Below are 21,024 nucleotides of genomic sequence, written 5' to 3'. Positions count from 1 at the left end.
CGGAATCCCTCTTTTCTAAAGTTGTATTGCCACTTTTAAGGATTCCCTTTTCATTCATTATACATTCGTTTTTGGCGTTTCTTCTTCATCATGAACGCTTAATAAATTTTGCCACTTTTTATAAGGAGCACTATTTGGATCTACATATCCTTTCGCGTACGAACGATCCCATAATTGTTTAATAAACATCTCTTTCTCTTTCTTGGCAACCATATCGGCACCTGTACCGTAATAGTTTTGGAAATATAACTCAATTTCATCAAGGAACAGTCTTAATAATTCATCAGAAGTTTCTTCTAACGTTGGATCATATTTCGCTTCACGGTCATACATTAAAATCATATCTAAAATATTATGGACATGCTCTTTACGTAGCCATCTAATATCTTGAGCACCTAATACAAATGGATGCGTATATAAATGTCCACCTTGTATCATCGCCTTTTCTTGTTCTTCTTCAAATCTGGACAAGATGTTTTCATAAATAAATGGGTTATGAAGCAATGCTCTGTGTAATTTATAACTTTCGCTTGAAATATTTTTCCCCATCGACTGAATTAAGAAGCTACGTCCAACACCGTTATATTGATACACGAACTGACCATCAACAGCAACTAAACTTATCCAGCGATACATATACGCGTATAGAAGAGCTCGATTACATTTATCATAATCTAACTTCGTTTGCGTTGCATTTAAGTCTGGCATGAATGCCGGTAAGTGCCAATACTTATCTAAATGCGGCGTTAAACTAGATTTTTTACTATTCAACTTATTTACTCGGCGATAGTACGACTGAAAATAATCACCTTTATCATTCATAAATCCATTTGCAATATGTCCAGACGAAAGCTTAGGAAAGTCTTGCAATGACAAACCGTAATGCGCACGATAACAAATGACCTCAAATGGTGAAAAAGCTTCATTTACTGTATCTTTTTCTTTAAACATTTCTTGCATTAATTCCTCTTGCAGTTCTTTCTTTAAAGATGGATGTATGCCCCAATATTGTAATTCCCTATGATGAGAAACTTTCGGTACAAATGGACTTGCTAAATGGAACAAGTCTTCAATTTTTTCACGAACATATTCATCACGATCACGCTTCTTATAATCCGCTTCTTTTCTTAATGCTTCAACGATGTTCAGCTCTAATTTATCGCGATAGCGTATTTGTAATTCATCGTAACAATAGCTTAGTATGTGCTCACGATAAAAGTCTTCTACCTTTTTCGATTGAATCTCTTCTGTTTTCGCATCCCGGCAATATTCCCCGTATAAGCTCATATAAATTTCCGCACATATATCTTTCGGTAATACACCTAAATTTAAATGTTGTTGCATATCTTGCCATATCTTTTCTTGTAACTTCTCTTCCGCTAATACGTATACATTCGTTGGATTTGTTTTCCCTTCAAATTCTTTGCTTCGTTTTTGAATTTCGAACAATAAATTTTCACGTGTTTCATGTAAATTATCAAAAAATCTTTCCCAATATTGAATCATTTTATTAACTGCTTGATATAGTGATTGATAAACGAGTTCTAATAGCATTTCTTTACGGTATTCGTTTAATTTGTGTACGTACTGCGTTACAATATCTTCAAATTCCTTTTTAAATAAACGCTGCTGGTTATTAATCATTTTTCCAAACCAACCTTGTTGTTGCGCAATTTCTACTCGGCGTACAGCTGTTACCGTTCCATCAATGTTACTCACATTAAATTTCTTATCGTAGTTTTGAATTAAATTACGCTTTTGTTCATTATTTTCATGTAAACGATTCATTTTCTCTACTAACTGCTTTCGAATTTCATACAACATAAAACGAGCTGCTACTGGATGAACAGAGTCCGTTTTCTTTAAAAACCATGTATTTAGTTGATATGACTGTCCTTCAGAACCACTTGGTGAAAAACGGTCGGATTCAATCATGTCATATAAAAGTGTCGTTACATGTTCATGTACGCGGCTCGGAATCGCATACGCATATAAACGAACCGCATGATCCACCCTTGCTACTTCACCTTTCATTTGTTCCATCATTTTCAGTTTCGCAGCCGAAATTTTACACTCATGCTGCAGACGATTTAATTCCTCGTCTTTTTGTACCGTACGCTGTACATAGCTTTCAACAGCTTCTAAAAACAGTTTAGATTTCGCAACACCGACCTTACCCCCCTCTGCTCCTTCACGCGTTTCATTATACATTTGTCTATAGAAAATATGAGCCTGCTCTGGACGAGTAGCAAGATGTTCTAAATCTTCTAAATAACTCTTCCCACGCTCTGGCTTTTCACGCTGCATACCACGTTTTACATCTTGATCGTATCTTTGTTTCTTCTCTTGAAACAGTTGATCTAAATGAAGCCAAGATTCATCTAAACCTTGCACTGCCCATTTTAAAGCACAATATTTTAACACGTGCTCATACGGATAAATAATCTTTGCTGTTCCTGCCCCGCAATATCGCCCTTTCCCGCTCGATTCTGCTAATTGCTGAATTTGATTATCTTCCTGTGCAAAATGATTTGCAGACATCGGACTAAATAACTGTAAATAAATCGTATTTGCCATTTGCTCCATATAATCTGATAAATTGTGCAGATGGTGTCCATGTAAATTTTCGTAATCGTATAAGAAACAATAATTGTACGGTAAATGATGTTGTTTAATTGTATGATTCGTTCTTCCGTCTTCATCTACTTGATCCGGTCGATACTCTAATTCAATCGTAACCCCGCCGCGTTTTGATAATTCTCCAGTAGAGCCGAGCGTAATAGCATGTAATTCTTTTAACGAGGCATAGCCATTTGCTTGCACCGTTTCAAACTCTTTCGCACTAACCGTTCTCGTCTTCACTAACACATCCGGCATTAGAAATGCACCGCGTATTAAAATGTTGTGATGCTGCAGTTTTTTCCGAAGCATTTCACGTAAATATAATGCAATTTGTAGAAACATTCCTGAACCTGTTCCGCCCGCTAGTGATGTTACGATAATGACACGCACCCCATATTCTGTTTGATCGCTCGTAACCGGAAAAATCTTCTCAATTTCTTGCCAAAAGGACGTGAGTTTATCTTCTTTCATTGCAGCACGTAACGCTAAACGGGAAATAACGCGTAACTGTCCTGCCCCTTCTGTCAGTGGTTTATCAAGTATAGTCGGGTCCATTGGAAACCATTCTGGAATCGTTGGATCTCCTGCAATATACTCCCTAGGCGTTTTGCTCGAACTCGTTTGCGTCTTAAATTTTCGAATATGATCAAATTTACTCAATGTATTCACATCTGTATCAAATACGTGCATTGCTACTTTTTTTCGGCGATCCTCAGGCAGCCTTTCATATATTTGATGTGTCACAGTACTACCGATTCCCCCTAAACCAATTAATATCGTTGGAACTTGTAACGTCATGTGAACCACCTTCCTATTCTTGCTTGTTTGAAAAAAGGAGGGAGAGAAAGCAAAAAACCTCCCTCTTCACCCTATCTACTATTCACACTCGTACCTATAAATTTCTTTACCATATCCTCTATCAATTACTAAAAGTTCATTTGGATACAGCGTCTTATGTTCCATTCCAACCTCATCCTCTGTTATAAACATCCCATCAATAATCATTCCTACAACTTGTGACTCTTTCGCTACAAATATCGATTTCGATCCTTTCTTTGCTATAAACGTAACGGATTGCACTGTCTTCCTTTCCGCTCTAAACGGAATGCCAAAATAATGTTTCCACCATTTATTTTTAAGTAATTCTGGCTCAGATTGATATAACCAATCTTTCGCTACTTCTTGATCCCATTCGTAATACAATAATGCTTTCCGGTGAAATCTTGGACGGACAATCCATCCTAAAACGATTATCCCTACTATTAACAGTAATAAAGTGATAGGAATAACAAACTTAAAAATAAGCGCATATTTTTCATAAAACGGTGCATTTTGAATATGGAGTGTTATGTTTTTCTTTACTTCTTGTAATTTTGAATCCTGCACTACGATGGTAGCTTCTACGGTGCCGGTATCTGTAAAATTGAATGTGTCGGAGTAATGAGGGCGAGGATAAATATAAATTTGATTACCATGTTGTTTTATTTCATAGTTGATTGATTGTTTAGATGTGACACCAGTAGATTTTAATAGTTTTTTTACAGCCTCTTCTGTCATCGGCTTATCATCTAACTGTGGTTGTATAATAAATGGTTTACTATTTTCTAAATTCGTTACTTTTTCTTCATAATCTTTCGTGACAGTTCGAAGAGATAATGCAGGCTTTTTCGTTGTTTCGATTTTAAATTCTTTCGTCTGTCTGTAAAATCCTTTTATGTTCATATGAACTTTCCCACGTACTAATCCTTTAGTAAGCTTCGTTTCGTAATAAAATACATGTCTTTTATCGTCCCACTTCATCGTATATTGCTTTCCGTCTATTTCTACTTCTGCCTGAAAGTAAGAAGACTGAACTGGCAACTCAGTAGGTTTTGCTTCAATAACAACCGTCACACCTTCATACATTTCCTCAACATTTCTTCTATCCTTATCCTCTTTGTCATAAGTAGAAACAGTATAATTAAGCGCCGGTTCGACTAGTACTTGTAACCCTTCTTTCTCAATATCTCGGTCCACTTCTATCGTATACGTTCCTGGTTTAATAACTTCTTCATTTTCCGTACTTATATGAACTATATTTCCGAACAATTTCGCTTCACCTGGTGCATGTATGGAAAAAGAAGATTGTAATTGTAATGGTTTAGAAATTTGTGTGACCTGATAATCGGGCAGAGAAGGCGATTGTCGCACAAGCGTCATACGCTTTAATGGAAATGGTGTTGTAATCTCTACTTTCTTTCCTACTACTTTCGTTTTTACAATCGATTCAACAGATGAGAACGGATCACGATTTGCAACTAATGCCGCCACTTGATTGACGCTTTTCACAATACCATCCTCTCCACTAGATGGCATCGTAACTCCATTTATCTCTTTTTTCCATATTTCTTTAAACGTATTTAGTTGCGCCTTTTCTTGCTGTCCTAAATCCTCTTCCATCGTAATTAAAATTGGATGTAATGAGATCTTTTTTGCATCCATATCCTTCTTAAACTGTGCTAATTTCTGTGTAATTTGTTCTTTTCCGCCAACCTTATCTTTCTCTAAATCATTAAATGCCCCGTCAGTTAAGACAATAAGCCAAAATTCACGTTTTCCATCTATATCTGCTTCCTTTTTTATAGATTGCATCGCCGTTTCTACTGCGCTAAACGGAGTATTTAAATACGTTTTCCACGCTCCAATTCCCTCAATTTCTGTTTGTCTCTTATCCTTCGTTAACGAAATGTTTAATGGATCATTCGGCTTGCTCATTGGAACGTAAGAAAATGTATCTTTTTCATCTAATAGCGCAACTAAACTTTGCAAAGCGTAATTGGCATATTTCCAGCGATCGTTATTTCTCATGCTGCCCGAATCATCATATACAAGTGAAACGACCCTTTCCTTTGCCTCCTCTCCTTTTGCAAAAGTCCAAAAAGGATGTAACCATATAAATAGAAACAACATGAATGTGGCACAAATTCGAATTTTCATGATGAGGCTTCGCCACCTTTGTAGACAAATTCCTATGTTTAAATTTATGAGAGGATACAAGATATATGACTTGTATTTTAGGACAACGAACACAGCATAACTTTATTATGTAAACAGTTATAAAAACTGAATATGATTCCTTCTAGCGTTTTCTATCCGATACTATAAGTAAAAAAGCCTGTTTAAGCTCTACACTTAAAACAGACTTTTCCTACTTTTTATTTTAAAAACACATGACAAAAAGTTTGATTTTTGACTTAACACATCACTTCTATTGTAAATCCACCAGGTGCTTCCACATAAAACGTATACGCATGTGCATGCTTAGGAGGTTCGACCAAAAATCCATCCTCCTTCAACCTTTGATTCATTTTATTTACTTGTTCTTCACTTTCTTGAGGAAAACCTACGTGAAATGTTTGCGGATAATGTACGTCTTTCCCTTTCATTAACGTTAATATAAATCCATCATTATCACGCATAACTGCAAAGCCTTTTCCCCTTGCTCCGCTACAAGTTAAATGAAAATATTTTTCTAAAAACTCTCTCGCGGCTACTACATCTGAAACTGTTAGATTAAGATGTTTAATTTTCAAATCATCACCATCTTTCTTAATTTTCTAACATTTTATCATAAAATTAAAAAACACGCCTTTCACAGCGTGTTTCATTTCTTCACATACACTTCAACAATCGGATTATCTTTATGATCCGCATGCAAGCGTATATTCTCTTCACTTGTACGATAAATGCTAGCTAATAACATAATTGTTAACACGTTAGGAGTTTTTGCATCGCTCCCGTATTTCCTTTCCAGCGTTTCCTTATACTCAAAATCCACGTCCCCCTGCACATATGTATACACCTCAAAACCATCTTCTAAATTGCAAACTACTGTATCAATAATATCTGCCCCTACATGCTTCTTCATTTCCTCTCGCAATGCTTCAATAAATTCTTCCCACGGTACTTCGTATATCTGAAACTGATCTGTAGATTTCATATCTTTTCCTCCTTATATATCCTCTTCCTATATTTCCCCTTTCCTATAACAATTATGATAGTTAGGGCATTCGTACAAGCCGCACTTGTCCCCTTTACATATCGTATTACTGTAATGGGAAGGAGGAAAGAACATGCATAGACAAAAATGTTATGATACGTGCCGACGTTATTTTGGTAAAGTCGTTCGCATTGAAGATCGTGATGGTCGCATCCATTTAGGCAAAATAATTGATGTGACAAAAGACTCTGTATGGATTGAACCAGTGCAACAGCACTCATCTTTTGATTCAGGATTCGGATACTATGATGCATATGCAAACGGTGGTTGCGATCTTTGCGGCGGCCTTAGCAGATGTGATAGTTGCGGATTTGGTTGTGGTGGTGGATTCAGCGGCTGTGGATGTGGCGGTCGTGGTTGCAGTAATTGTGGTTGCGGCGGCTGGGGCGGTGGCGGTTGTGGCTGGGGTGTTGAACTTGGATTTGGTTTTATCTTTGGAATTACATTAGCTGCATTATTTTTCATTTAACATAAGTAAAGAGTTGACTATTTTTAGCCAACTCTTTTTCTTTATTTTTCACATATAAAAATACGATGACCTAAAATATGTTGATACATAAGCCTTATATTTTCATGTTGCACCCATGCCTCATATAACTCATTCGGAATAAATTGTGATACATTCCATTCCGGCTCTTCTATATAAGCAGAGATTGTTTCTGCAATTGTACCACCGCCAGCAATTGTAACCCGCTTAAAGTTTGCTTTCTGAAATAATTGTACCCACTCGCTCTCAGTTAATAGTTCTTTCATCCCGTATAATTGAGCGATTTTTTCTTCCTCTCCCTTATCAATGTGCCTATCAATAATCATTTCAATGACAACAAGCTTACCGTCTTTCTGTAGTACACGATAGCACTCCGAAATAACCCTTTCTTTGTCTGTAAAAGCGAGTATCGATTCTCCGAGTACGAACTCAAATGATTCATGCACACAAGGTAATTGCTCTACATTTCCTTCTATTAATTGAATGTCTAGTCCTTCAAACGACCATCTATCTTTCGCCTTTTGAATCATAATTTCATTCTTTTCCACCGCCGTTACTTTATATCCAAAATTCTTCGCCATATATGCTGCGGTTTTTCCCGTGCCACAACCTATCTCTAGGACATTCGCTCCATGTCTAAGAGGCAGTTGTGCTAACAGTTGTTTCGTTAACGTAAAACCGCCAGGATGAGCACTCCCTATTCCGTAATAAGCTAAGAAATCGATGTATGTGTTTCGTTTCATGGGATTCTCCTTTAAATTTTCTATAATACATATATTCATCCATCAATAAATCGTGCACAAAAAAAAGCATTTCCAAGTGCTATACCGCAACTTGAAAATGCTCTTTTCTTTTTATTTCTCTTCAATATATGCCCATTTGAAGCTATATTCCGGACTAATATTATGTTTCACAATTCCCTTTACATTCGGTTTCATAACATATGATTTAGCACTTTGATATAAAGGTACAAGTGCTACATCTTCCTCAAGTAACAATTTCTCTGCCTTCCCTAGCTCTGTCCAACGTTTTTTTGCATCAGCCATCCATTCTGTCTTACTTTTAGTAATAATGTCATCATATTTTGAATTTGAGTAGCTCATCTGGTTCTGAGAGTTTTTCGTTTCAAACATATCAAGGTACGTCATTGGATCAGCATAATCTGGATTCCAGCCACCATATGAAAAATCATAATCTTGATCTGATTCTAATTTTAGTTTTTGCTTAAATGGTTGCAGTTTAATATTTACTGTCACACCTTTTAAATTCTTTTCAACTTGATCTTTTACATACTCCCCAACTTTTTTCGCATTACCAGTATCATAATTCAGCAGTTCAATTGTTACTTGATCTTTTCCAAGTTCTTTTTTCGCTTCTTCCCAAGCTGCTGCTGCCTTTTTGGAGTCTTGTTTTAAACCATTCTTGAACGTTTCTGCGAAATCTTTACCGTCTGGTCCACTTGCTAAACCTTTTGGTACTAAGTAATCCACTGGTTTTGAACCATCATTTAAAATGACATTCGTTAAAGCTTTCTTATCAATTGATAAAGCAATTGCTTCACGTAGTTTTTTACTCTTTAACGGTGTATCTTGCCCACCGCGTTTTTGATTGAGGCGTAAGTAAAACGTACTTGTTTCCGAATATGCGCCAAACTCTTCTTTATTATTTCTATACTTATCAACAAATTCTCCTGATAAAAGTGCGAAATCAATTGCACCTGTATCAAATAAGTTTACTCTTGTAGCTACTTCTTTTACTACACTATAGTTGATTTCATCTAGTTTTACAGTCTTTTTATCCCAATACTGATCATTTTTCTTTAATTTCCAGCCTTGCTCATGTTTCCAATCAGTAAGCACAAATGGACCATTATACAGTGTTGTATCAGACTCTAAACCGAATTTATTTCCTTTTTCTTTTACGAACTTTTCATTTAATGGATAGTATGACGCAAATGCCATTAAGTTCAAGAAATATGGTACAGGTCTTTCTAGTTCCACTTCAAGTGTATAATCATCTACCGCTTTTACACCTAATGTAGAAACTTCTGCTTTCCCTTGATTAATGGCTTCTGCATTTTTAAGATAGTAAGCGATAAATGCATATTCAGCAGCTGTTTTTGGATCTACTAGACGTTGCCATGCAAATACGAAATCTTTCGCTGTTACAGCATCACCGTTTGACCATTTTGCATCTTTCCGTAATTTAAATGTATATTTTTTACCATCCTCGCTTTTTGTGCTAGATTCCGCTACAGCTGGGATTGGCTTATTATCTTTATCAAGGCGATATAAACCTTCCATTGTATTCCCTAAAATTTGTGAGCCAAGTGTATCTGTATTTTTGGAAGTATCCATCGTCGGAATTTCATTAGTTTCTGTACGATTTAGCACTTGCTTTGCCGCATATTTAATATCAGACTTCTTCTCTTCTCCACCATTATTAGATGTCGTTGTCGTTTTCTTCTCCCCACCAGAAGATCCAGAACACGCTGTTAACGCCATACTCATCGCTAAAACTGGTGCTACAACCGCCGTAAACTTTTTCATCTTTTTCTTCATTTTTGTACCCTCCCCAATTATATGTACGAAACTAACTTTGAGAGATTTCTATTTTAAATTATCTGAAAATCATTACTAATTACTATTCTACTAATTTTCCTTGGATTGTAAAGTATTTTTAGAAATATTCATAATAATTAATTTATTTACTTCAATAACAATCTATTACTACTATACGAATTCTCCCCCATCTACTATATGTAAGTACCACTTTTCTTATTCTTCTCTATTTATTTAAATTTAATTGAATAGTAAAAGAGCGTTTAAAAAAATAAATAATATATTTTTTAAACGCTCTTTTTCTTATTTCCCTTCCGTTACATACGCCCACTTAAAGCTATATTCCGGACTGATGTTATGTTTCACAATTCCTTTTACATTCGGTTTCATTACATACGCTCTTCCTGTTTGATATAAAGGAACTAGTCCAGCATCTTCTTCAAGGAATAATTTTTCTGCTTTCCCTAACGTTTCCCAACGCTTCTTCGCATCACCCATTAATTCATTACCTGCTTTTTGTACCATTTCATCGTATTTTGTATTTGAATAACTCATTTGGTTATATGGGCTCTTCGATTCAAACATATCAATAAATGTCATTGGATCCGCATAGTCTGGACTCCAACCTGCATAAGAAATTTCATAATCTTGTGCAGTCTCTAATTTTAATTTTTGTTTGAACGGCTGAATTTTTGTATTAATCGTTACACCTTTTAAATTTTTCTCAATTTGATCTTTAACATAATCAGCAATCTTTTTCGCAGTTCCATCATCATAACTTAGTAATTCAATTGTAACTTGATCTTTTCCAAGTTCTTTTTTCGCCGCTTCCCACGCTGCTGCACCTTTTTTCGGATCATATTTCAGACCATTTTTAAATGTATCTTGGAAGTCTTTACCGTCTGGTCCTGTCGCAAGTCCTTTTGGAACCAATTGATCTGTTGCTTTTGAACCATTATTTAAAATAACGTTTGCCAGTCCTTTTTTATCAACCGATAATGCAATTGCTTCACGAAGCTTTTTGCTCTTTAACGGTGTATCTTGTCCGTTACGCTTTTGATTTAAACGTAAGAAGAATGTACTTGCTTCTGAATACTCACCGTACTCATCTTTGTTCGATTTATATTTATCTACAAACTCTCCTGATAGTAGTGTGAAATCAATTGATCCTGTATCATATAAGTTTACTTTTGTCGCAACTTCTTTTACTACACTATAGTTAATTTCTTCTAATTTCACAGTATTCTTATCCCAATACTTATCATTTTTCTTTAGCTGCCACCCTTGTTCATGTTTCCATGAAGACATCACGAACGGCCCGTTATACACCGTTGTATCTGCTTCTAAACCGTACTTATCTCCTTTTTCTTTTACGAATTTTTCATTTAACGGATAGTATGACGGGAATGCTAGTAAATTCAAGAAATATGGTACTGGCTTTTCTAATTCTACTTCTAGTGTATAATCATCTACTGCTTTTGCCCCCAAATCTGTTAGAGGTTTTTCACCTTTATTAATTGCTTCTGCGTTTTTAATATAGTAAGCAATAAATGCGTATTCTGACGCTGTATTTTTATCAAGTAAGCGTTGCCATGCAAATACGAAATCTTTCGCTGTTACAGGATCACCATTCGACCATTTTGCATCTTTACGTAATTTAAATGTATATTTTTTGCCATCCTCGCTTTTCGTACTAGATTCTGCAGCAGCTGGGATCGGCTTATTATCTTTATCTAATCGATATAATCCTTCCATCGTATTCCCTAAAATTTGTGACCCTAACGTATCAGTAGATTTAGACGTATCCATCGTCGGAATTTCTTGATTCTCTGTACGATTTAATACTTGTTTTGCTGCGTATTTAATTTCAGATTTGTTCTCTTCTCCACCACCACTAGACGTCGTAGTTGATTTCTTCTCCCCACCAGATCCAGAACACGCTGTCAACGCCATACTCATCGCTAAAACTGGCGCTACAACCGCCGTGAACTTTTTCATCTTTTTCTTCATTTTTGTACCCTCCCCAATTATATGTACGAAACTCATTTTGAGAGATTTTCTAATAACTAGTTATCAGAAAATTCTTATTAATTAATATTCTACTAACTTTTCTATTTTTGTAAAGTTATTTTTAAAATATTCTAAAAATTATTTTTTTGTGATAGTAACGAGTATTCTTTTCAATTATCACGATACAAGTTCTTTCCTACATCTATCTATTTATTCGCATGTATTCTCATAATAAAAGAGCATTCCAAAAGTAAATAGTCTACTTTTGGAATGCTCTATCATTTTATCTTTCTATTGTGGACAATGAGATTCTCATTACAAAATAAGCTAAGAAACCTATATACATCCACTTAAATATAGCCTCACTGCTTAAAAATTATTTTCCATCTTTTTCAGTCATGTACGCCCACTTGAAGCTATACTCTGGGCTAATGTTATGGTGAACGATGCCCTTCGCATTTGGTTTTTGAACGTATGCATCACCACGTTGGTATAAAGGTACAAGTGCTACATCTTGCTCAAGAAGTAATTTCTCAGCTTTTCCTAGCTCTTCCCAACGTTTCTTCGCATCACCCATTAATTCTCCGCCAGCTTTTTTGATCATATCATCATACTTAGGATCAGCGAAGCTCATTTGGTTATGAGAATGATTAGACTGGAACATATCTAAAAATGTCATTGGGTCAGCGTAGTCAGGTCCCCAACCAGCATATGATAAATCATAATCTTGCTCTGTTTCTAATTTCAGTTTTTGTTTGAATGGTTGAAGTTTAATATTAACAGTTACACCTTTTAAGTTTTTCTCAATTTGATCTTTTACATATTCCCCAACTTTTTTCGCATTACCAGTGTCATAGTTTAATAGCTCAATTGTAACTTGGTCTTTTCCAAGCTCTTTTTTCGCTTCATCCCATGCAGCTGCTGCCTTTTTCGCATCTGGTTTAATACCATTTTTAAATGTTTCTTGGAAGTCTTTGCCGTCTGGTCCAGTTGCTAATCCTTTCGGTACTAAGAAGTCCGCAGGTTTAGATCCATCGTTCAAAATAACGTTTGATAGATTTTTCTTATCAATTGAAAGTGCGATGGCTTCACGTAATTTTTGGCTCTTTAACGGTGTATCTTGTCCGCCACGTTTTTGGTTCATACGTAAGAAGTAAGTACTTACTTGTGAGTATGTACCAAACTCTTCTTTATTATTTCTATACTTATCAACGAATTCACCTGATAATAGCGCAAAGTCAATTGCATTTGTATCATATAAGTTTACTCTTGTAGCTACTTCTTTTACTACACTATAGTTAATTTCATCTAGTTTTACAGTCTTTTTATCCCAATATTGATCGTTTTTCTTTAATTTCCAGCCTTGCTCATGCTTCCAATCAGTAAGAACGAACGGTCCGTTATATACTGTTGTATCAGACTCTAAACCGTATTTATCCCCTTTTTCTTTTACGAACTTCTCATTTAATGGATAGTACGATGGGAATGCTATTAAGTTTAAGAAGTATGGTACTGCTTGTTCTAATTCAACTTCTAAAGTAAGATCGTCTACTGCCTTTACTCCTAGTTCCGTTACAGGTTTTTCACCTTTATTAACCGCTTCTGCATTTTTAATTGGGAATGCGATAAATGCATACTCAGCAGCTGTTTTTGGATCTAATAGACGTTGCCAAGCATATACGAAATCTTTTGCTGTTACAGGATCACCATTTGACCATTTTGCATCTTTACGTAATTTGAATGTATATTTTTTACCATCCTCACTCTTCGTGCTTGATTCTGCCGCAGCTGGGATTGGTTTGTTATCTTTATCTAATCGATATAAACCTTCCATTGTGTTCCCTAAAATTTGAGAACCTAATGTATCTGTATTTTTAGAAGTATCCATTGTTGGAATCTCATTTGTTTCAGTACGATTTAGTACTTGTTTCGCTGCTAATTTTTCTTCTGATTTGCTATCTCCGCCAGAGCTAGAATTTGTGCTTGTTTTCTTATCTCCGCCTGATGTAGAACATGCTGTTAATGCCATACTCATTGCTAAAACTGGTGCTACAACTGCTGTTAGTTTTTTCATTTTTTTCTTTTTCACTTTCTGTACCCTCCCTAATTCTTAACGCTCTCATTTAAGAATTTTCTGATAATTCTGTTTTTCTTTATATATTTATCAGAAGATTCTTATTAACTATTATTCTACTAATTTTTTGAGTTTTGTAAAGTGTTATTATTGAAAATTTTTAAAAAATTATTTTTTTACAGTAACATTCATAAAAATTCCATAATCTTTTAAAACACTATACCTCATTGAATTCTATGTATTGATTTAATAGTCTTTATATCCCTTCGCCATAAAATACTTGTAAATTATTGTTAATAAATAATGTATATCGTAGCAAACCTCTTTTCTACAAAAATAAAAAAGTCAGCAAAGCTGACTTTTTTATCCGGCCATTTTCTCTCTTCTCATTTCCTCTACTACCCTCGTATACTTATTATCATCAAATTCATTTTCACTTTTTGCAACAACTACAGTCGCAATACCGTTACCAATTAAGTTGACGATAGCACGTGCTTCCGACATAAAACGATCTACACCAAGTAATAGCGCTAACCCTTCTAATGGAATAACATTCATCGCAGATAAAGTAGACGCTAGTACAATAAAGCCTCCACCTGTTACTGCGGCTGCTCCTTTAGATGTAACTAACAAAATAGCTATTATCGTTAATTGTTGACCTAGTGAAAGATCGACGTGAAAGACTTGTGCTAAAAATATAGTGGCCATCGATAAATAAATTGTTGTTCCATCTAAGTTAAAAGAGTACCCCGTCGGAATGACTAAACCTACTACCGGCTTCGAACATCCGAAGTCTTCCATCTTTGTCATCATTCGCGGCAATACTGATTCTGATGATGATGTCCTAAGAACAATAAGTAATTCTTCTTTAATATGCGACAAATATTTCCATAAACTGAATTTGTAAAATTTACAAATGAAATTTAAAACAATAAAAACAAATAATTCCATTGTTGCATATACACAAATCATTAATTTACCAAGTGGAATAAGTGTACTTAAACCATATTTTCCAATTGTAAATGCCATTCCACCGAATGCTCCAACCGGTGCTAATTTCATTACAATGGATAAAATGTTAAAAAATACTTTCGATAATCTTTCAAAAAAGTCGATTACCGGTTGTCCATTTTTCCCTAACATCGTTAACCCTGCACCGAATAAAATGGAGAAGAACAGAACTTGTAAAATATCACCTTTTGCAAAGGCTTCAAACATGTTAGACGGCACAATATGTAAAAAGAAATCCATCCATTTCATTTCTTGCCCGCTTTGTACATATTGTGAAACATCTCCGCCCTTTAGTTTCGAAGGATCTAACCCATCTCCTGGACGTACAACATTCGCTACGATGATACCAATAATTAAAGCCGCTGTTGTAACAATTTCAAAATATAATAGTGCCTTCCCACCAACACGACCTACCTTTTTCATACTTCCCATACTCGCAATACCGAGAACAATTGTTAAAAAGATAATTGGTGCAATAACCATTTTGATCATATTGATGAACGTTTCACCAATTGGCTTCATCTCTTGTCCAACACTCGGCCAAATTGCTCCTACTGCAATACCACAAATAATGGCCACAACAACTTGAAATGTTAAATTTTTACAATTATCATTTTTAATACTCACCTGTTTCTTTTATTTCTCCCATACTATTTCAATAATTGCTAATGATACATTCTATATAATAGCCCCCCTGTTATTTAACTTAAACTATAACTTTACGTTACACTATTATCTTAAATTCGAAAATAGTATATAACATTCAAAAATAAACGACATACTATTGTGCACAATAAAAAGCAGACATTTCGTTCGCTTTAATTCTCCTCAATCTGTTTTTCACTTAATCCTAAATGTGTTCTAAGCGTATTACTCAAACTTTGCAAATCTTTTTTATTAGGATTATAATAATATACACGTTGCCCATTTGGACCATTAGGTAAGTATAAATCATCACCTGCTAATTGAATTTTTTCAATCGAACAATTTAAACCGTATTTATAAAAAGATAAAATATCATCCATTGCTAAATTTGTTTTAAAATCACCGTCAACCGCCTCAACTATTTTTTCTAGCTTTGTAATCGATCCTACACTTTTTAATTTACTTAAAATCGCTTCCATAACAAGTTGTTGGCGCTGTCCTCTCATTGCATCACTATCAATATGACGCGTTCTTGCTAAGGCAAGTGCTTCTTCCCCTGTTAATTTTTGTAGTCCTTTTTTCAAATGAATCGCGTCAGGTTCATCTTTACTATTTTGCTCCGTAAATTCAACTGGGACATCTACTTCAATCCCATCTAATCTATCAACAATTTTAGTAAATGAATTAAAATTAAACTTTACAAAATAATCAACAGGCACTTGTAATAACTTTTCTACCGCTTCCACTGAAGCTTGCGGCCCTCCATCTTTACCATTTTTAACGAAACCACTTCCATATGCATGCGTTATTTTATCTTTTTTCTTTTCAACCGGAACATATGTGTATGTATCACGTGGTATACTCGTTAATTTCACAGTCTTATCATCTTTATTAAAAGTAGCTAACAGCAGTGCATCTGTATGAAATGCACCATTATACTCCTTTTGTCGTTCTTGATTTTCATCAATTCCCATAATTAAAAGTGAAACATTATTCGTAATCGGTTTTACCGTTTTCTCACGTAAATTTGATTTTTCACCACGTGCTAAATTAACATTTGATTTTTGTACGAGATTAGAAGTTTTCATATATACGTAAGTGCCATATCCCAATCCGCAAAATAGTAATATCGCTAACAATACACTTATTATCGTTGTCTTTTTATATTTTCGTTTATTTTTCTGTTCTCTTGAAGAAGAATGATTCTCCATATAATTCCCTCCGTTTTCTATTCATCCAATATATTTTTCACTTTCTCATAATTAGCGCTTTCCTTTTGAAATGTATTCTCTTTCAATCCTTTGTTTATTTGTATCCATTCTGTTGTAATCGAATATTGAATCATACCATCATGGAAACTAAGGAATTTTAGCATAATCCCTGTATTTTTCTCTACAACCATTTCAAATTTCCCTCTTAAATCTTCAGATGTACTTACAGGCGTTTCTATATGTATTGTCCCTTCTATTTTGTAGCAATCAAGTCCAAGATACTTCGTTTCTTTATAATTCCAATCTTTATATCGAATTAATAGATCCGCAAATTCGGATTGAATACTATACTTCGCGAATCCCACATATTCATCATCATATCTTTTTTTCTCACCTGATTTTCTCAATACCCTTTCCGTAGGATTTAATTTTAATAGTTCATAGTTTCTTTCTTTCGGGCTCCATTTTGTTTCTTTGTATGTATACTTCTCGTCATCAAACTCTTTTTTCTTGCCCTCGTTATATATAATGGTTCGTTTTTTCGCTAGTTTATCTTCTTTCGAAGAGATACCTCGTTGTTGCTCCGTATCAATCGCATATTTGTATGTTGTAGCAATTCTTGACGAACTAGAATATTCCTCAAATTGTCCTGAAATATTATTAAAATGATCAATGGAATCTAGCATCTTTTCATGAATCTTTTCTCTATCTGGATAATTTGCATTCGCTTTTATTTCCTCTTCGTTTTCGTAATCAGAAAATGCCTTTTTCTTTACATATTCAAACACTCCGCCGTTTTGAGCAAAAATTTGATCAGAAAACTCCGACATAGACACAATTGAAAGTGCTAGAACAGCTGCACTTATAACTATCATATAAACTCTGTAACCTTTCTTTTTTACCGGAAGACTATGTAGTGTACGATTAATCTTTTCATTTAACTCTGGCGGTACTATAACATTCTCTTCGTTTATTCTCTTTTTTAATTTCTCATCAAATATTTTTTCATTATCCATCCTTTGCACCCCCTATTCCATCTTTAATCGTTTCTGTAGTTGTTCCCTCGCACGTGCCAATCTCGATTTCACTGTTCCTTTTGGTACTTCTAAAAGCTTTGCTATACTGTCTTGATTCATATCTTCATAATAATAAAGCACCGTAACAGCTCTTAACTCTTCATGTAACGATTGAATCGCATTACACAAATCTATATCTTCATACTGATCGCACGCACTCATATTATAACCATTCTCTTCTGTCACAATTATCTTTTTATACGTTCTAATAATGTTATTACATTCATTCATTAAAATTCGAATTAACCAAGTTTGAAAAAACTCTTCTTTCTTTAATTTTTTTATATTTTCATAGGCTTTTAAAATTGTTGTTTGTATCGCATCCTCTATATTTGTCTCATCACGTAACATAGCCTTTGCAATACGATACATCTTTACTTTTTCTGTATGTATAAGCGCCATAAATGCTTCATGATCACCTTTTTTCGCTAAAGAAACATCCGTTTCTTCTTTTACAATCATTTTATATAAAGGGATTACTTTCACAATTGCTCCTCCTGTTTCATCCTCACTTCAAATTTAACTTTACATGTATTAGACGGGTGAGCCTAGAAAAAGGTTCATTTTTTTGAATATTTTCATAAAAAAAGGTAAACATTCTTCATGTTTACCTTTACTTAGATGTGATCCTGAGGAAATCCCATTTGAATCGACAACTTTAAACCAATTATTTTCTTATAAAACAATAATGACTTTTCTACATCATTTACATATAGCTGCACTCATTCGTTTCCTCCTCATCAAAAAAAGCCCACTCTATCAGTGGACTTTCTACTTTACAACGGTAAATCCCTCTTCTTAAACACTACAATCGCTACTATGAAAATACAAAGTGCTCCAGCGGTTAAGCCTACACTCACTGGCCATATGTTATACGTTCCTTCAGCAATTTCTTTCGGACGAAATAGTGTAAATAATGATATTTTTTTCATCCACTCTAACTTATCGCTTAATTTACCTACCATATTTAATACAAAAAATAAGATAGTTAAGCTTGCTGAATAGCTAAGTGCTTTTCTTTCATCATTACATATACAAGAAAAGAAAAATGAATAAGCACTAACGACTAAAAATATGAGCCCTCCAACTACGTTTACCTTCAGGAATAATTCTGCATTTAAGTTATTATCTTCCAAAAACCATTCTGCACCTACTAAACCCGCTACATACGTAACAGCAACAATCATCAGTAGTCCCAATATAAGAATAGACGCTTGCGTGATTGCAATTTGCACTCTAGATACAGGTGTTGCTAACAAGTATGCCATCGCTCCTTTATCTACATGACGAGCAATTAAATGCGTTGCAACTGTTACACAAAAAATCGTTAAAATAATAATAAACAATAGACTATAATATTCGCCAGCTAAAAAATCCATTACGTTTTGAATCGGACTTTCCATGCCAACAATTTTTTTTACACTATCAGGCATAGCACTTATTAATTCATTTAATCCTTTCGCCGATACCATGGAAGGGAAGATCCAAATTAACAACCATAAATATAGAGCTGCACCAGTTGCATAACTCAAAATACTTTTTTGTGTTTCTTTCAAACTAGCTAAAAACAATTGCTTATTCATGCTTTACCCCTTCTTTCTTATCGTAATAATGCATAAATAAATGTTCTAAATCCATTGCTCTCGTTTGAAGTGCGGTTACATTATAGTTTGAAAGTGTTTGTAAAACAGCTTGATAATTTCCTTGTACAATAATTGATGCTTCTCTTCCTTTCACCGTTTCAAATTGCAAATTACATTGTGTAAGAGAGTCAATCTCTTCCTCTGATGATACAGTTACATCTATCACCTGTCGTCTCATACTTTGTAAATCATGAATATTTTCAACCGTGACAAGGCGACCATCTTTAATAATCGCTACCCGATCACACGTACGCTCAATTTCAGTGAAAATATGCGACGACATAAGAATTGTTTTTCCTCTTTGCTTTTCCTCTACTATTAAATCTATAAACACTTGCTGCATAAGTGGATCAAGTCCTGATGTCGGTTCATCTAAAATTAACACCTCTGGATCATGCATAAATGCAGCGACAATCCCTACTTTTTGCTTCATTCCTTTAGACATTTTTCGAATTGGTGTTTTCACATCAAATTGAAGACGTTCTATTAATTCATCTCGTCTTTTCGTATCCTTTAGCCCACGCATTCCTTGCATTAACTTCAAAAACTCTAATCCGTTCATTCCTTCAATAAAAGAGATTTCTCCTGGTAGATAGCCAACTTCTCTTTGAATTTTCGCTGCTTCATTCCAACAATCCAATCCAAAAATTGTCGCTTTACCATCTGTCGGTTTTATAAACCCCATTAAATTACGAATTGTTGTGGATTTCCCGGCACCATTTGGTCCTAAGTAACCGAATACTTCCCCTTCTTTCACTTCAAATGTAATATGAAACAAACCTTTTCCATTTGAAAATTTTTTTGTGACATTTTGAACTGAAATCATAATTCCACCTCATTTTTTGAAATATTTAATATGTGATATTTCAAAATTATTGTACTCCTCATCTTTCATATTCGCAACAACTTTTTTGAAATATTTATATGTCCATATTTCAAAATTATTGTTTTCCATTATTTTTTCTTGTATATTTTAATTGAGGTGATTGCATTGAACGGCTTTGAAAAAGTGAAAGAAAAGAAAAAACGTGCTATTAAAGAGGCAGCCTTCTTATTATTTTCAGAACGCGGATTTAATGAAGTGAAAATAGAACATATTGCAAAAGAAGCAAACGTTTCTCAAGTTACCATTTATAATCATTTCGGAAGTAAAGATGCGTTATTTCGAGAGCTTATACAAGAATTTATTATATCTGAATTTAAATATTATAAAGATCTTGCAGCGGAAAAATTACCTTTTCATGATATGATGCAAAAAATGATTGTAAGAAAAATGAATACTGGTGGGTTATTTCAGCCGGATATGTTACTACAAATGATGCAAAGAGATGAAGAGCTCCGAAAGTTTATTTATAGTTATCAAAACGAAAAAATCTTGCCTTGGTATTTAGAAATATTAGAACAAGCACAGCAAAAAAATGAAATTAACCCTCACCTTACTAAAGAAATGATGTTGCTATACATTCAAATGTTCACTAAATTAGGTGATGATTTCGGGGCACAGCTTCTTGAAGGAGATCGTGAAAAACATATACAAGATATCGTTACGATGTTCTTTTATGGACTGTCCGTCCCAGAAAAATAATTGTATCTAAAGAACAAATAAAATCAACAAAAAGCCCTTTGATATTTAAATCTCAAGGGC

17 protein-coding genes are annotated in these 21,024 nt (G+C 34.5%); 2 read left to right on the top strand and 15 right to left on the bottom strand.

Annotation, left to right across the window (positions count from 1 at the left end; genetic code table 11):
* Positions 1–57 precede the first annotated feature (57 nt).
* The 4 genes from AC0NJG_RS12060 to AC0NJG_RS12045 form a co-directional block, all read right to left on the bottom strand.
* On the bottom strand, positions 58–3,420 hold the full coding sequence (locus AC0NJG_RS12060) for a tubulin-like doman-containing protein (RefSeq protein ID WP_088327578.1): 3,363 nt from the start codon (positions 3,418–3,420) through the stop codon (positions 58–60).
* Positions 3,421–3,498: 78 nt separating this feature from the next.
* Positions 3,499–5,598, bottom strand: coding sequence for a vWA domain-containing protein (locus AC0NJG_RS12055; RefSeq protein WP_474063093.1), 2,100 nt, complete (start codon positions 5,596–5,598; stop codon positions 3,499–3,501).
* A 257-nt stretch (positions 5,599–5,855) separates the two neighbouring features.
* Positions 5,856–6,194, bottom strand: a complete 339-nt coding sequence (locus AC0NJG_RS12050) for a VOC family protein (RefSeq protein WP_087954645.1) — start codon at positions 6,192–6,194, stop codon at positions 5,856–5,858.
* Between the two features lie 71 nt (positions 6,195–6,265).
* Positions 6,266–6,601: a hypothetical protein gene (locus AC0NJG_RS12045; RefSeq protein WP_474063092.1), complete on the bottom strand. Its 336-nt coding sequence runs from the start codon at positions 6,599–6,601 to the stop codon at positions 6,266–6,268.
* Positions 6,602–6,734: 133 nt separating this feature from the next.
* Here AC0NJG_RS12045 and AC0NJG_RS12040 point away from each other — a divergent pair, with 133 nt between their 5' ends.
* Positions 6,735–7,130, top strand: coding sequence for a hypothetical protein (locus tag AC0NJG_RS12040; protein ID WP_087954642.1), 396 nt, complete (start codon positions 6,735–6,737; stop codon positions 7,128–7,130).
* Between the two features lie 41 nt (positions 7,131–7,171).
* Here the strand turns inward: AC0NJG_RS12040 and AC0NJG_RS12035 are convergent, their stop codons facing one another.
* The 11 genes from AC0NJG_RS12035 to AC0NJG_RS11985 form a co-directional block, all read right to left on the bottom strand.
* Positions 7,172–7,891 (bottom strand): class I SAM-dependent methyltransferase, encoded by a 720-nt coding sequence (locus AC0NJG_RS12035; protein ID WP_087954641.1) that lies wholly within the window; start codon positions 7,889–7,891, stop codon positions 7,172–7,174.
* Positions 7,892–8,002: 111 nt separating this feature from the next.
* A complete protein-coding gene (locus tag AC0NJG_RS12030; protein ID WP_087954640.1) occupies positions 8,003–9,709 on the bottom strand; it encodes a peptide ABC transporter substrate-binding protein in 1,707 nt (568 codons plus the stop codon).
* 303 nt (positions 9,710–10,012) lie between these two features.
* Positions 10,013–11,719 (bottom strand): peptide ABC transporter substrate-binding protein, encoded by a 1,707-nt coding sequence (locus tag AC0NJG_RS12025; RefSeq protein WP_087954639.1) that lies wholly within the window; start codon positions 11,717–11,719, stop codon positions 10,013–10,015.
* Between the two features lie 376 nt (positions 11,720–12,095).
* Positions 12,096–13,808: a peptide ABC transporter substrate-binding protein gene (locus AC0NJG_RS12020; protein ID WP_140421244.1), complete on the bottom strand. Its 1,713-nt coding sequence runs from the start codon at positions 13,806–13,808 to the stop codon at positions 12,096–12,098.
* Between the two features lie 348 nt (positions 13,809–14,156).
* On the bottom strand, positions 14,157–15,425 hold the full coding sequence (locus AC0NJG_RS12015) for a dicarboxylate/amino acid:cation symporter (RefSeq protein ID WP_088327600.1): 1,269 nt from the start codon (positions 15,423–15,425) through the stop codon (positions 14,157–14,159).
* 197 nt (positions 15,426–15,622) lie between these two features.
* A complete protein-coding gene (locus tag AC0NJG_RS12010) occupies positions 15,623–16,660 on the bottom strand; it encodes an LCP family protein (RefSeq protein WP_087997378.1) in 1,038 nt (345 codons plus the stop codon).
* A gap of 17 nt (positions 16,661–16,677) precedes the next feature.
* Entirely contained in the window at positions 16,678–17,676 is a 999-nt protein-coding gene (locus AC0NJG_RS12005) for an anti-sigma factor (protein ID WP_474063091.1), read from the bottom strand.
* Positions 17,677–17,688: 12 nt separating this feature from the next.
* A complete protein-coding gene (locus tag AC0NJG_RS12000) occupies positions 17,689–18,222 on the bottom strand; it encodes a sigma-70 family RNA polymerase sigma factor (protein WP_087954636.1) in 534 nt (177 codons plus the stop codon).
* A 131-nt stretch (positions 18,223–18,353) separates the two neighbouring features.
* Positions 18,354–18,458 carry a VOC family protein gene (locus AC0NJG_RS11995; RefSeq protein ID WP_223290764.1) on the bottom strand — a complete coding sequence of 35 codons (105 nt, stop codon included), beginning with the start codon at positions 18,456–18,458 and terminating at the stop codon, positions 18,354–18,356.
* Between the two features lie 54 nt (positions 18,459–18,512).
* Positions 18,513–19,319 (bottom strand): ABC transporter permease subunit, encoded by an 807-nt coding sequence (locus AC0NJG_RS11990; RefSeq protein ID WP_087954635.1) that lies wholly within the window; start codon positions 19,317–19,319, stop codon positions 18,513–18,515.
* Positions 19,312–20,205, bottom strand: a complete 894-nt coding sequence (locus AC0NJG_RS11985) for an ABC transporter ATP-binding protein (protein ID WP_087954634.1) — start codon at positions 20,203–20,205, stop codon at positions 19,312–19,314. The genes AC0NJG_RS11990 and AC0NJG_RS11985 overlap by 8 nt, the downstream gene beginning before the upstream one ends.
* Positions 20,206–20,361: 156 nt before the next feature.
* Between AC0NJG_RS11985 and AC0NJG_RS11980 the strand changes: the two genes are divergently transcribed.
* Positions 20,362–20,964, top strand: coding sequence for a TetR/AcrR family transcriptional regulator (locus AC0NJG_RS11980; protein WP_254912731.1), 603 nt, complete (start codon positions 20,362–20,364; stop codon positions 20,962–20,964).
* Positions 20,965–21,024 lie beyond the last annotated feature (60 nt).

It is taken from the genome of Bacillus sp. SSR7 (assembly GCF_055902415.1).
Note: the sequence above shows the minus strand (reverse complement) of the source record. Positions and strands in the feature narration are given on the sequence as shown.